This window comes from Streptomyces lincolnensis, assembly GCF_001685355.1.
In the GTDB taxonomy this organism is placed as follows: Bacteria; Actinomycetota; Actinomycetes; order Streptomycetales; family Streptomycetaceae; genus Streptomyces; species Streptomyces lincolnensis.
In genome coordinates this window covers 2,941,223-2,953,511 of sequence record NZ_CP016438.1, presented here as the reverse complement: position 1 = coordinate 2,953,511, position 12,289 = coordinate 2,941,223, and the positions used below count along the sequence as shown (strand labels likewise).

Below are 12,289 nucleotides of genomic sequence, written 5' to 3'. Positions count from 1 at the left end.
GTCTCAGCCGGTCCGGCGGACCAGGTACGCCGTGCCTCGGTCCGCCGGCTCCTCACCGACGTACTCCTGGCCCCGCATCTCGCACCACGCCGGGATGTCGAGCCGTGCCGCCTCGTCGTCGGACAGGACCCGCACGGTGCCGCCCACCGGCACGTCCCCGATGACCTTGGCCAGCTCGATGACGGGGATCGGGCAGCGCTTGCCGAGGGCGTCCACGACGAGTTCGTCGTCCTGGACGACGGCCGAGGGCGCCGGTGCCCCCAGCTTCTCGCGGACTCCGCGCACCGCCCCCGGCAGGACGGCGAGGAACCTCTCCACTTCCTCCTCCGCCGTCCCCATCGGCAGCGAAACCCGCACGTTCCCCTCACTCAACACCCCCATGGCCCTGAGCACATGGCTCGGCGTCAGGGTGCTGCTCGTGCAGGACGATCCGGACGAAACCGAGAAACCCTCCCGATCGAGCTCGTGCAGCAGGGTCTCTCCGTCGACATAGAGACAGGAGAAGGTGACGATCCCCGGCAGCCGCCGCTCCGGATCGCCCACGATCTCCACATCCGGCACCAGTTCCGGCACCCGTGACCGGATCCGCTCCGTCAGCTCCCGCAGCCGTACCGCCTCTTGCGCCGCCTCCGCCCGCACGGCCCGCAGCGAGGCCGCGGCCGCGACGACGGCCGGCAGGTTCTCGAAGCCGGGAGCCCGCCCCGACTCGCGCTCGTCGGCGGGTCCCTGGGCCGAGAACCGCACACCCTTCCGTACAACGAGCAGCCCGACCCCCGACGGACCGCCCCACTTGTGCGCGCTCGCGGTCAGCACCGACCAGTCGCCCGCCACGGGCCCCCACCCGAGCGACTGCGCCGCGTCCACCAGCAGCGGCACCCCGGCGGCCCGGCATACCTCGGCCACCTGCGCCACCGGCTGCTCCGTCCCCACCTCGTGGTTGGCCGACTGAAGACACGCCACGGCGGTGTCCGCCCGCAGAGCCTCCTCGTACGCCCGGACGCTCACCGCGCCCGACCGCGCCACCGGCACCCGCGTGACCGTCCCGCCCTCGGCCTCGAACACCTCCGCCGAATGGAGTACCGAAGAGTGTTCGACCGCAGACACGATCAGGTGACGCCCCACCCGCCGCCGCCCCGCCAACGCCCCCGCGAGCCCGGAGTGCACGGCCCGCGTCCCGGACGAGGTGAACACCAGCTCGTCCGCCCGGCACCCCACCGCCTCCGCGGCAGCCTCCCGCGCCGCATCCAACAACATCCGAGCCCGCCGCCCCTCCCGGTACAACCGCGAGGGATCAGCCCACCCTTCGTCCAAGGAGGCCAACAGTGCCTGACGGGCCACGGGATGAAGCGGTGCACTGGAAGCAGCGTCGAAGTAGGACACGCGGCCACGCTATCCCCGCAAGGGGCGCGGGGAACTGCGCGACCAGCCACAAACAACCCGCAGCCGCCAATTCAGCGAACCACCCCACTCACTAGGCACCCCTCCCGCTGAACCCCCGGAGGGCGTCGGCTAGGGTTTGGTCCGCATAAACATCCAAACCCCTGCCCGACGCAGGGCGGCGACCGACCAGCGAGAAGGCCGCAGCCGATACGCGCGGGCGAGACTCTCGGGAAGGCGCTACGTGAGTCCCAACGGCTCCGACCGCTCGCCGCGGCGCCCGATGCGGCGGAAGCTGCTGCAGGCAATGACCGCCGGCCTGGTCCTGGCGACCGCCACCGGTTGCACATGGGAGGACTTCCCCCGCCTTGGTATGCCCACCCCGACCACGGAAGAGGCTCCGCGGATCCTCTCCCTGTGGCAGGGATCCTGGGCTGCCGCGCTCGCCGTTGGCGTGCTGGTGTGGGGCCTGATCATCTGGAGTGCGATCTTCCACCGGCGCAGCCGCACCAAGATCGAGGTCCCTCCGCAGACCCGGTACAACATGCCCATCGAGGCGCTGTACACGGTGGTCCCGCTCATCATCGTCTCGGTCCTGTTCTACTTCACGGCCCGTGACGAGTCGAAGCTCCTCAGCCTCAAGAAGGAGCCCGACGTCACTGTGAACGTCGTCGGCTTCCAGTGGAGCTGGGGCTTCAACTATGTGACGCCCGTCGACGGTTCCACCGGCGACGCGAAGACCGACAAGAACCTGGCCGCCATCCCGGACCGGTTCAAGGAGGACTTCCCGGCGAACGCCGGCGGTGTCTACGACGTCGGCACGCCCGGCACGCGGAACCCGCAGACCGGCAACCCGGGGCCGACCCTCTGGCTCCCCAAGGGCAAGACGGTCCGCTTCGTCCTCACCTCGCGTGACGTCATCCACTCCTTCTGGGTGGTGCCGTTCCTGATGAAGCAGGACGTCATCCCCGGCCACACCAACGCCTTCGAGGTCACTCCCAACAAGGAGGGCACCTTCCTGGGCAAGTGCGCCGAGCTCTGCGGCGTCGACCACTCCCGGATGCTGTTCAACGTGAAGGTCGTCTCCCCCGAGCGCTACGAGCAGCACCTCAAGGACCTCGCCAAGAAGGGGCAGACCGGTTACATTCCCGCCGGCATCGCGCAGACGAGCCACGAGAAGAACCGGGAGACGAACAACCTGTGAGCATCCTCAACGAACCCCAGGGTGCCGCGGCGGCGGAATCCCACTACGCGGACGAACTGCCGGTCAGGCGCAAGCAGCCCGGCAACGTCGTGATCAAGTGGCTCACCACCACTGACCACAAGACGATCGGAACGCTGTACCTGGTCACGTCGTTCGCGTTCTTCTGCATCGGTGGCGTGATGGCGCTGTTCATGCGCGCCGAGCTCGCCCGCCCGGGCCTGCAGTTCATGTCGAACGAGCAGTTCAACCAGGCGTTCACGATGCACGGCACGATCATGCTGCTGATGTTCGCGACGCCGCTGTTCGCCGGCTTCGCGAACTGGATCATGCCGCTCCAGATCGGCGCGCCGGACGTGGCCTTCCCCCGGCTGAACATGTTCGCCTACTGGCTGTACCTGTTCGGCTCGCTCATCGCGGTGGGCGGCTTCCTCACCCCGCAGGGCGCGGCGGACTTCGGCTGGTTCGCCTACAGCCCGCTGTCGGACGCGGTCCGCTCGCCGGGCATCGGCGCCGACATGTGGATCATGGGTCTGGCCTTCTCCGGCTTCGGCACCATCCTCGGCTCGGTCAACTTCATCACCACGATCATCTGCATGCGCGCGCCCGGCATGACGATGTTCCGCATGCCGATCTTCGTGTGGAACGTGCTGCTGACCGGTGTCCTGGTCCTGCTCGCCTTCCCGGTCCTCGCGGCCGCGCTGTTCGCCCTGGAGGCGGACCGCAAGTTCGGTGCCCACATCTTCGACTCCGCCAACGGCGGGGCCTTGCTCTGGCAACACCTCTTCTGGTTCTTCGGCCATCCAGAGGTGTACATCATCGCCCTACCATTCTTCGGAATCATTTCCGAAGTGATCCCGGTCTTCTCCCGGAAGCCGATGTTCGGCTACATGGGTCTGGTCGCCGCGACGATTTCCATCGCGGGTCTGTCCGTGACGGTGTGGGCGCACCACATGTACGTCACCGGCGGTGTCCTCCTGCCGTTCTTCTCCTTCATGACGTTCCTCATCGCCGTACCAACAGGCGTGAAGTTCTTCAACTGGATCGGAACGATGTGGAAGGGGTCCTTGAGTTTCGAGACCCCGATGCTCTGGGCCACCGGCTTCCTGATCACCTTCACCTTCGGTGGTCTGACCGGTGTCATCCTGGCCTCGCCGCCGATGGACTTCCACGTCTCGGACTCCTACTTCGTGGTGGCGCACTTCCACTACGTCGTCTTCGGCACCGTCGTCTTCGCGATGTTCTCCGGCTTCCACTTCTGGTGGCCGAAGTGGACCGGCAAGATGCTCGACGAGCGCCTCGGCAAGATCACCTTCTGGACGCTGTTCATCGGCTTCCACGGCACCTTCCTGGTCCAGCACTGGCTGGGTGCCGAGGGCATGCCCCGTCGTTACGCGGACTACCTCGCGGCCGACGGCTTCACCGCCCTGAACACGATCTCGACGATCAGCTCGTTCCTGCTCGGCATGTCCGTCCTGCCGTTCTTCTACAACGTGTGGAAGACGGCCAAGTACGGCAAGCCGGTCGGCGTCGACGACCCGTGGGGCTACGGCCGCTCGCTCGAGTGGGCGACGTCCTGCCCGCCGCCGCGGCACAACTTCCTCACCCTGCCGCGGATCCGCAGCGAATCCCCGGCGTTCGATCTGCACCACCCGGAGATCGCCGCTCTCGACCAGCTCGAGAACGCCGGTCACGGTGAGAAGGCTCTGGCCGGCAACGGCGGCAAGGAGGCCGGCAAGTGAAGGTCCAAGGCTGGATGTTCATGTGGCTGAGCGTCTTCGTCCTCGCCATGGCGATCGTCTACGGCGTGTGGTCGAAGGAGCCGGCCGGTACCACGGCGCTCTTCCTGACCTTCGGCCTGTGCATCATGATCGGCTTCTACCTCGGCTTCACGGCCAAGCGGGTCGACGTCGGTGCGCAGGACGACAAGGAGGCGGACGTCGCGGACGACGCCGGCGAGGTCGGGTTCTTCAGCCCGCACAGCTGGCAGCCGCTCTCCCTCGCGGTCGGTGGCGCCCTCGCCTTCCTGTCGATCGCGATCGGCTGGTGGCTGATGTACTTCTCGGCGCCGCTGCTCCTGATCGGCCTCTGGGGCTGGGTCTTCGAGTACTACCGCGGTGAGAACCGCACCCAGTAGCACGAGCCGAGCTCACGGGAGCCCGGACACTCCGTCAGGAGCGTCCGGGCTCCTGCGTTTGCCGCAACCCTTGTCCCTCGTACGAGTCACCCAGCGCGCCGCGGTTGACCGGCCTCCCTAGCGTGAGGTCATGAGCCACGCACCCCGCACCCGAACCGTCGTCGGCTGCACGCTGCTGGTGATCGCCCTGGGCGCGGGCGTCACCGCATGCGGCTCCGACGGCCATCCGCTGTCCGCCGAGCCGTACGACGCGGCGGACCAGATCGCCTTCACGGGCCCTGTCGGCGACGGGAAGAAGACCGACCCCGACAAGCCCCTGGAAGTCACCGCCGAGGACGACGACGGGCGCATCACGGACGTCACGGCCCAGGACGCCACGGGACGCCATGTGGCGGGCGAACTCTCCGCCGACGGCTCCCGCTGGCACAGCACCTCCCCGCTGGCCGCCAACGCCCACTACACGGTCCGGGTGAGCACCGAGGACGAGGACGGGGCGCCCGGCCGCCGGGTCGTCACCTTCGACACCGGCAAGCCCCGCACCAAGAAGCGCCTGGACGTCACCTTCGGCCCCAAGGCGGGCAAGTACGGCGTGGGACAGCCCGTCACCGCCGAACTGAGCATGCCGGTCAAGGACAGGGCCCAGCGGGCCGTCGTCGAGCGCGCCCTCAAGGTGGAGTCCACGCCCGCCGTGCAGGGCGCCTGGCACTGGGTGGACGACAAGGAGCTGCACTACCGCCCCAAGGAGTACTGGCCCACCCGCGCCACCGTCCAGGTCCGCAGCAACCTGGAGGGCATCAAGATCAGCGACCGGCTGTGGGGCGGCCGCGCCAAACCGCTCAGGCTGACCACGGGGGACCGTGTCATCGCCGTGACGGACGCCTCGTCCCACTCGATGACCGTCTACCGCAACGGTGAGGCGATCAACACGATCCCCGTCACCACCGGCAAGGCCGGCTTCGAGACCCGCAACGGCGTCAAGGTCGTCCTGGGCAAGGAGTACTTCGTACGCATGCGCGGTACCAGCATCGGCATCGCCGAGGGGTCCTCGGAGTCGTACGACCTGCCGGTCTACTACGCCACCCGCGTCACCTGGAGCGGCGAGTACGTGCACGCCGCCCCCTGGTCCGTCGGCTCCCAGGGCTACGCCAACGTGAGCCACGGCTGCACCGGCATGAGCACCGCCGACGCCGAGTGGTTCTTCGACACCGTCCGCGAGGGCGACCTCGTCAAGGTCGTCAACTCCTACGGCAACACCATGGAGCCCTTCGGCAACGGCTTCGGCGACTGGAACCTCGCCTGGAAGAAGTGGCGCGGAGGCAGCGCCCTGGTCGCCGGCGACCCGGAGGGCCCGGGTCCCGAGGAAGCGGCAAGGCTGCGGCCCACGGCTGTGTGAGCGCTCCTGAGGGGCGTCTGCGCGGGCAGGCGGCCCTTACGCGCTCAGTGCCTTCCGGTCCCGCAACAGGGAAGCCAGCGCCGCCGCGAACTCCACCGGATCCACCGGATGCGTCACCGCCGCCTCGGCCCGGCTCCACGTGGCCAGCCAGGCGTCCTGCGGGCGCCCGATCAGCAACAGCACCGGCGGGCAGTTGAACACCTCGTCCTTGATCTGACGGCACATCCCCATGCCGCCCATCGGCACGGCCTCGCCGTCCAGGACACAGACGTCCACGCCGCCCCTGTCCAGCTCGCTCAGCACGGCCGCCGGAGTGGCGCACTCGATGAACTCGACAACCGGGACGTCCGGCGCAGGCCGCCTCCCCGCCGCCAGCCGGACTTGCTCGCGGGTGTTGGAGTCGTCGCTGTAGACCAGCACCGTGGCGGTCGGCTGCATTGTTCCTCCGTGACGTCAGCGTCGTAAGGACAGGCCCGTTGGGGCGGATGCTACTCCCTTGAACACCACGTCAACACCGGTCCGGAGCAGGGAGACACTCCGAACGGCACCCCCCGGAGTGAGGGCGGGATAAGCGACCGACATAATGTCGGTCGTGGCGACAGCAACGACAGAGACAACCGGGCACGCGCACCCATCGGTCAACCGGCCGAACCTCACCAGCGTCGGAACCATCATTTGGCTGAGTTCCGAGCTGATGTTCTTCGCGGCCCTCTTCGCGATGTACTTCACCCTGCGATCGGTGACGGGTCCTGATCACTGGAAGGAAATGGCTCATGCCCTGAACCTTCCGTTCTCGGCGACCAACACCACGATCCTGGTGCTCTCCTCCCTCACCTGCCAGCTCGGCGTCTTCGCCGCCGAGCGCGGTGACGTGAAGAAGCTCCGGATGTGGTTCATCGTCACCTTCGTCATGGGCGCGGTCTTCATCGGCGGTCAGGTCTACGAGTACACCGAGCTGGTCAAGAAGGACGGGCTCTCGCTCTCCTCCGACCCCTACGGCTCGGTCTTCTACCTGACGACCGGCTTCCACGGCCTGCACGTGACGGGCGGCCTCATCGCCTTCCTGTTCGTCCTCGGCCGCACCTACGCGGCGAAGAGGTTCACCCACGAACAGGCGACCGCGGCCATCGTCGTGTCCTACTACTGGCACTTCGTCGATGTCGTGTGGATCGGCCTCTTCGCCACGATCTACCTGATCAAGTAGCCGGGGCCCGCTCCCGCACTCCCAAGCATCGACGCAGAAGATCCTGACACCGGGGTAATCCGTGAAAAAGCTCTCCGCACGACGACGCCACCCGGCGGCGGCGCTCGTCGTCCTACTCCTCGCGCTGTGCTTCAGCGGGGGGATGTACGCCGTGTTCGCGCCAGCGAGCCCGGCCAAGGCCGACGAAACAGCCCAGTCCCTCGCCATCGAAGAGGGCAAGAAGCTCTACGCCGTAGGCTGCGCCAGCTGCCACGGCACCGGCGGTCAGGGCACCTCCGACGGTCCGAGTCTCGTGGGCGTGGGCGCCGCGGCCGTCGACTTCCAGGTGGCGACGGGTCGTATGCCGGCCCAGCAGCCCGGCGCGCAGGTCCCGAAGAAGAAGAACATCTACTCGCAGGCCGAGATCGACCAGCTGGCCGCGTTCATCGCGTCCCTGGGTGCCGGTCCGACCGTCCCGACCGAGGCGCAGTACGGCCCCGAGGGCGCCGACATCGCCAAGGGCGGCGAGCTGTTCCGCACCAACTGCGCGCAGTGCCACAACTTCACCGGCAAGGGTGGCGCGCTGACGCACGGCAAGTTCGCGCCGGACCTCGAGGGCGTCGACCCGAAGCACATCTACGAGGCCATGGAAACCGGCCCGCAGAACATGCCGTCGTTCCCCGACGCCACGCTGTCGGAGCAGAACAAGAAGGACATCATCGCGTACCTGAACGCGGTCAACGGCGACGAGACCGTCAGTCACGGTGGTCTTGAGCTGGGCGGGCTCGGCCCGGTCAGCGAGGGCCTCTTCGCCTGGATCTTCGGCCTCGGTGCGCTGATCGCGGTCGCCGTCTGGGTCGCCGCTCGGACCGCAAAGGCCAAGAAGTCATGAGTAGCCAAGACATTCCAGAAGAGAACCTGCCCGCTGAGCAGGAGCACGCGCACGGTGCGGTGGGCGTCGCGGACGAGAAGCACCCGTTCGCGGACCCCGGCCTGCCGCCCCACGAGCACCGGATCCAGGACATCGACGAGCGGGCCGCCAAGCGGTCCGAGCGCACGGTCGCCCTGCTGTTCACGGTGTCGATGCTGGCCACGGTCGCCTTCATCGTCTCGTACGTCGCGATCCCGCACGACAAGCCGATCTACGTCTTCCCGATCGGGCACATCAACGCGCTGAACTTCGCGCTGGGCATGACCCTCGGTACGGCGCTGTTCACGATCGGCGCGGGCGCGGTCCACTGGGCCCGCACCCTGATGTCCGACGTGGAGGTCGCCGACGAGCGTCACCCGATCGAGGCGGCCCCCGAGGTCAAGGCCAAGGTCATGGCCGACTTCAGGGACGGTGCCAAGGAGTCCGCGCTCGGCCGCCGCAAGCTGATCCGCAACACGATGTTCGGCGCGCTGGCCCTGTTCCCGCTCTCCGGCGTCATGCTGCTGCGTGACCTCGGCCCGCTGCCCGGCACCAAGCTCCGCCACACCATGTGGCGCAAGGGGCTGATGCTCGTCAACATGAACACCAACGAGCCGCTGCGTCCCTCGGACGTCGCGGTCGGTTCGCTGACCTTCGCCAAGCCCGAGGGCCTGGAGGAGCACGACCACGAGTTCCAGACCGAGATCGCCAAGGCAGCCCTGATGATCGTCCGGATCCAGCCGGACAACATCAAGGACAAGCGCGAGCTGGAGTGGTCGCACGAGGGCATCGTCGCGTACTCGAAGATCTGCACCCACGTCGGTTGCCCGATCTCCCTGTACGAGCAGCAGACGCACCATGTGCTCTGCCCCTGCCACCAGTCCACCTTCGACCTCTCCGACGGCGCCCGGGTGATCTTCGGTCCCGCCGGTCACGCCCTGCCGCAGCTGCGCATCGGTGTGAACGACGAGGGCTACCTCGAGGCGCTCGGCGACTTCGACGAGCCCGTCGGTCCTGCTTTCTGGGAGCGCGGATGAGCACTACAGAGTCCTCCACCGAGTCCCGCGCACGCGGGAAGGCACCGGCCGGCGAGCGCGTCGCCGACTGGGCGGACGGCCGGCTGGGGATCTACTCCCTGGCCAAGGCCAACATGCGCAAGATCTTCCCCGACCACTGGTCGTTCATGTTGGGTGAGGTCTGCCTCTACAGCTTCATCATCATCATCCTCACGGGTGTGTACCTGACGCTGTTCTTCCACCCGTCGATGAACGAGGTGGAGTACCACGGCAGCTACGTCCCGCTCCAGGGACAGCTGATGAGTGAGGCGTTCAACTCGACCATGCACATCTCCTTCGATGTGCGCGGTGGTCTGCTGATCCGGCAGATCCACCACTGGGCGGCGCTGATCTTCCTCGCGGCCATGTTCGTGCACATGATGCGCGTGTTCTTCACGGGCGCGTTCCGCAAGCCGCGCGAGGTCAACTGGCTGTTCGGCTTCCTGCTGTTCGTCCTGGGCATGTTCACCGGCTTCACCGGCTACTCGCTCCCTGACGACCTGCTCTCCGGCACCGGTGTCCGTTTCATGGAGGGCGCGATCCTGTCCGTGCCGATCGTCGGCACGTACCTGTCGTTCTTCCTCTTCGGCGGCGAGTTCCCGGGCGGCGACTTCGTGGCCCGCTTCTACTCGATCCACATCCTGCTGCTGCCGGGCATCATGCTCGGTCTGGTGGTCGGCCACCTGATCCTGGTCTTCTACCACAAGCACACGCAGTACGCGGGCCCCGGAAAGACCAACAACAACGTCGTCGGCATGCCGCTGCTGCCGGTCTACATGGCCAAGGCGGGAGGCTTCTTCTTCCTGGTCTTCGGTGTCATCGCGGCCATCTCGGCGATCGCGACGATCAACCCGATCTGGTCGATGGGCCCCTACCGCCCGGACCAGGTGTCCACCGGTGCCCAGCCCGACTGGTACATGGGCTTCTCCGAGGGCCTGATCCGAGTGATGCCGGGCTGGGAGATCGACTTCTGGGGTCACACACTCGTCCTGGGTGTGTTCATCCCGCTGATCATCTTCCCGCTGGTGCTGGTCGCGATCGCGGTCTACCCGTTCATCGAGTCCTGGGTCACCGGCGACAAGCGCGAGCACCACATCCTGGACCGCCCGCGCAACGCCCCGACGCGCACGGCCTTCGGTGTCGCGTGGATCACCTGGTACATGGTGCTGCTGATCGGTGGTGGAAACGACCTCTGGGCCACCCACTTCCACCTGTCGATCAACGCCATCACCTGGTTCGTGCGGATCGCGTTCTTCGTGGCGCCGGTCATCGCGTTCGTCGTCACCAAGCGGATCTGCCTCGGCCTCCAGCGCCGCGACCGGGACAAGGTGCTGCACGGTCGCGAGACCGGCATCATCAAGCGCCTGCCGCACGGTGAGTTCATCGAGGTGCACGAGCCGCTCAGCCAGGACGCGCTGCACACGCTCACCTCGCACGAGCAGTACAAGCCGGCCGAGATCGGCCCGACGGTCGACGAGAACGGTGTCGAGCGCAAGGTGAAGGGCTCCGAGAAGCTGCGCGCCAAGCTCAGCGAGGCGTACTTCGGCGAGGAGTCCCAGATTCCCAAGCCGACCGTCGAGGAGTACAAGGAGATCACGAGCGGCCACGGCCACCACTGATCGCTGCGGCGTCGCCACGCCACCCGCAAAGGGCCCCGTCCGGTCTTCGGACGGGGCCCTTTGCGTGCCGTCCGGCTGGATAGGGTGGGGCCACACTCTTCACGAGGGATTTCCCCTCGTACGACACCCAGGAGCGGCCTTATGAGCGCTGTGACCCCCGCTGGAGGCGACACCGCGGCGGGCCGTTCCTGGCCCGAGGTGCTGAACTCCCTGCTGTCCGGTCGTGACCAGGACGCCGACGCCACGTTCTGGGCGCTGGACCGGATCATGCGCGGCGAGGCGACCGACGCGCAGATCGCCGGGTTCGTGGTGGCGCTGCGGGCCAAGGGTGAGACCGTCGAGGAGATCACCGGTCTGGTCCGGGCGATGTACGAGCACGCGAACGTGATCGAGGTGTCGGGGCCGACCGTCGACATCGTCGGCACCGGCGGCGACGGCGCCAAGACGGTGAACATCTCCACGATGTCCTCGATCGTCATCGCGGGCACCGGCGCGAAGGTGGTCAAGCACGGCAACCGGGCCGCGTCCTCCGCGTCCGGCGCCTCGGACGTCCTGGAGAAGCTCGGCGTCAACCTGGAGCTGAGCCCGCAGCGGGTGGCCGAGGTGGCCGAGGAGGCCGGGATCACCTTCTGCTTCGCGGTCAAGTTCCACCCCGCGCTGCGTCATGTGGGCGCCGCCCGCGGCCAGTTGGGCATCCGCACGGTCTTCAACGTCCTCGGTCCGCTGACCAACCCCGCCAAGGTCCGGGCCCAGGCGGTCGGGGTCGCCGACCCGCGCATGGCGCCGATCGTCGCGGGTGTCTTCGCCGAGCGCGGCAACTCCTCGCTGGTCTTCCGCGGCGACGACGGCCTGGACGAGCTGACGACCACGTCCACCTCCCGGGTCTGGATCGTCCGGGACGGCAAGGTCACCGAGGAGAGCTTCGACCCGCGGGACGTCGGCATCGAGCTGGTCCCGGTCGAGGCCCTGCGCGGCGGTGACCCGTCCTTCAACGCCGACGTGGCCCGGCGCCTGCTGAACGGCGAGACGGGCCCCGTGCGGGACGCCGTACTCCTGAATTCGGCGGCCGCGCTGGTGGCGCTGGAGCCCGGCTACGGGACGCTGGCCGACCAGCTGGGGGCCGGGATGGCGAAGGCCGCGGAGGCGATCGACTCCGGGGCGGCCAAGCGGGCGCTGGACCGCTGGGTGGCGGCCAGCAACGCGTAGTGCGCAGGTCGTGATGTCCCGCGATCCGGACACGGGTTGCGGGGCCACGATCATGTCGCGTAAGTTTTTGGACCAGGTCATGAGTGACAGTCATGAGGCCCCGGCCGACTGTCCGGCAACCCTCCGTCCGTGGCGGGGTGCCCCGGGTGAAGACCAGGCCGTAGGCAGCGAGGTCTGCGGCAAGCGCGGATCCCTCACGCTCATCGAA

At 67.8% G+C, this 12,289-nt stretch carries 11 protein-coding genes and 1 riboswitch; of the genes, 9 read left to right on the top strand and 2 right to left on the bottom strand.

Going from position 1 to position 12,289, the window contains the following annotated elements; genetic code table 11:
* Positions 1-3: 3 nt before the first annotated feature.
* Positions 4-1,380 carry a cysteine desulfurase/sulfurtransferase TusA family protein gene (locus tag SLINC_RS13085; RefSeq protein ID WP_067431187.1) on the bottom strand — a complete coding sequence of 459 codons (1,377 nt, stop codon included), beginning with the start codon at positions 1,378-1,380 and terminating at the stop codon, positions 4-6.
* Between the two features lie 241 nt (positions 1,381-1,621).
* On the opposite strand from SLINC_RS13085, the gene ctaC reads away from it, so the two are divergent.
* From ctaC to SLINC_RS13065, 4 genes are all read left to right on the top strand, one after another.
* Positions 1,622-2,581, top strand: a complete 960-nt coding sequence (gene ctaC / locus SLINC_RS13080) for an aa3-type cytochrome oxidase subunit II (RefSeq protein WP_067431184.1) — start codon at positions 1,622-1,624, stop codon at positions 2,579-2,581.
* Positions 2,578-4,320, top strand: coding sequence for an aa3-type cytochrome oxidase subunit I (gene ctaD, locus SLINC_RS13075; protein ID WP_067431180.1), 1,743 nt, complete (start codon positions 2,578-2,580; stop codon positions 4,318-4,320). Before ctaC ends, ctaD begins: the two co-directional genes overlap by 4 nt.
* The gene (locus SLINC_RS13070; RefSeq protein WP_067431177.1) at positions 4,317-4,715 is read left to right on the top strand and encodes a cytochrome c oxidase subunit 4; all 399 of its coding nucleotides are present in this window, start codon (positions 4,317-4,319) and stop codon (positions 4,713-4,715) included. Before ctaD ends, SLINC_RS13070 begins: the two co-directional genes overlap by 4 nt.
* Positions 4,716-4,845: 130 nt before the next feature.
* A complete protein-coding gene (locus SLINC_RS13065) occupies positions 4,846-6,108 on the top strand; it encodes a L,D-transpeptidase (protein WP_067431174.1) in 1,263 nt (420 codons plus the stop codon).
* A 36-nt stretch (positions 6,109-6,144) separates the two neighbouring features.
* Here the strand turns inward: SLINC_RS13065 and SLINC_RS13060 are convergent, their stop codons facing one another.
* Positions 6,145-6,546 carry a response regulator gene (locus tag SLINC_RS13060; protein ID WP_067431169.1) on the bottom strand — a complete coding sequence of 134 codons (402 nt, stop codon included), beginning with the start codon at positions 6,544-6,546 and terminating at the stop codon, positions 6,145-6,147.
* 145 nt (positions 6,547-6,691) lie between these two features.
* Here SLINC_RS13060 and ctaE point away from each other — a divergent pair, with 145 nt between their 5' ends.
* The 5 genes from ctaE (at position 6,692) to trpD (ending at position 12,081) form a co-directional block, all read left to right on the top strand.
* Positions 6,692-7,312 (top strand): aa3-type cytochrome oxidase subunit III, encoded by a 621-nt coding sequence (gene ctaE, locus SLINC_RS13055; RefSeq protein WP_067431166.1) that lies wholly within the window; start codon positions 6,692-6,694, stop codon positions 7,310-7,312.
* 61 nt (positions 7,313-7,373) lie between these two features.
* Positions 7,374-8,183: a cytochrome bc1 complex diheme cytochrome c subunit gene (qcrC, locus tag SLINC_RS13050; RefSeq protein WP_067431161.1), complete on the top strand. Its 810-nt coding sequence runs from the start codon at positions 7,374-7,376 to the stop codon at positions 8,181-8,183.
* On the top strand, positions 8,180-9,238 hold the full coding sequence (gene qcrA / locus SLINC_RS13045; RefSeq protein ID WP_067431158.1) for a cytochrome bc1 complex Rieske iron-sulfur subunit: 1,059 nt from the start codon (positions 8,180-8,182) through the stop codon (positions 9,236-9,238). The genes qcrC and qcrA overlap by 4 nt, the downstream gene beginning before the upstream one ends.
* Entirely contained in the window at positions 9,235-10,875 is a 1,641-nt protein-coding gene (gene qcrB, locus SLINC_RS13040; RefSeq protein WP_067431155.1) for a cytochrome bc1 complex cytochrome b subunit, read from the top strand. The genes qcrA and qcrB overlap by 4 nt, the downstream gene beginning before the upstream one ends.
* Before the next feature lie 141 nt (positions 10,876-11,016).
* Positions 11,017-12,081: an anthranilate phosphoribosyltransferase gene (gene trpD / locus SLINC_RS13035; RefSeq protein WP_067431152.1), complete on the top strand. Its 1,065-nt coding sequence runs from the start codon at positions 11,017-11,019 to the stop codon at positions 12,079-12,081.
* Between the two features lie 75 nt (positions 12,082-12,156).
* Positions 12,157-12,273: riboswitch (SAM riboswitch) on the top strand.
* The last annotated feature ends 16 nt before the right edge of the window (positions 12,274-12,289 follow it).

What these genes read in the sequence shown, in the direction of transcription:
- qcrB (WP_067431155.1), top strand. Translation starts at nt 9,235, where the DNA reads ATGAGCACTACAGAGTCCTCCACCGAGTCCCGCGCACGCGGGAAGGCA.
- trpD (WP_067431152.1), top strand. Translation starts at nt 11,017, where the DNA reads ATGAGCGCTGTGACCCCCGCTGGAGGCGACACCGCGGCGGGCCGTTCC.
- SLINC_RS13060 (WP_067431169.1), bottom strand. Translation starts at nt 6,546, where the DNA reads ATGCAGCCGACCGCCACGGTGCTGGTCTACAGCGACGACTCCAACACC.
- SLINC_RS13065 (WP_067431174.1), top strand. Translation starts at nt 4,846, where the DNA reads ATGAGCCACGCACCCCGCACCCGAACCGTCGTCGGCTGCACGCTGCTG.
- qcrA (WP_067431158.1), top strand. Translation starts at nt 8,180, where the DNA reads ATGAGTAGCCAAGACATTCCAGAAGAGAACCTGCCCGCTGAGCAGGAG.
- ctaE (WP_067431166.1), top strand. Translation starts at nt 6,692, where the DNA reads ATGTCGGTCGTGGCGACAGCAACGACAGAGACAACCGGGCACGCGCAC.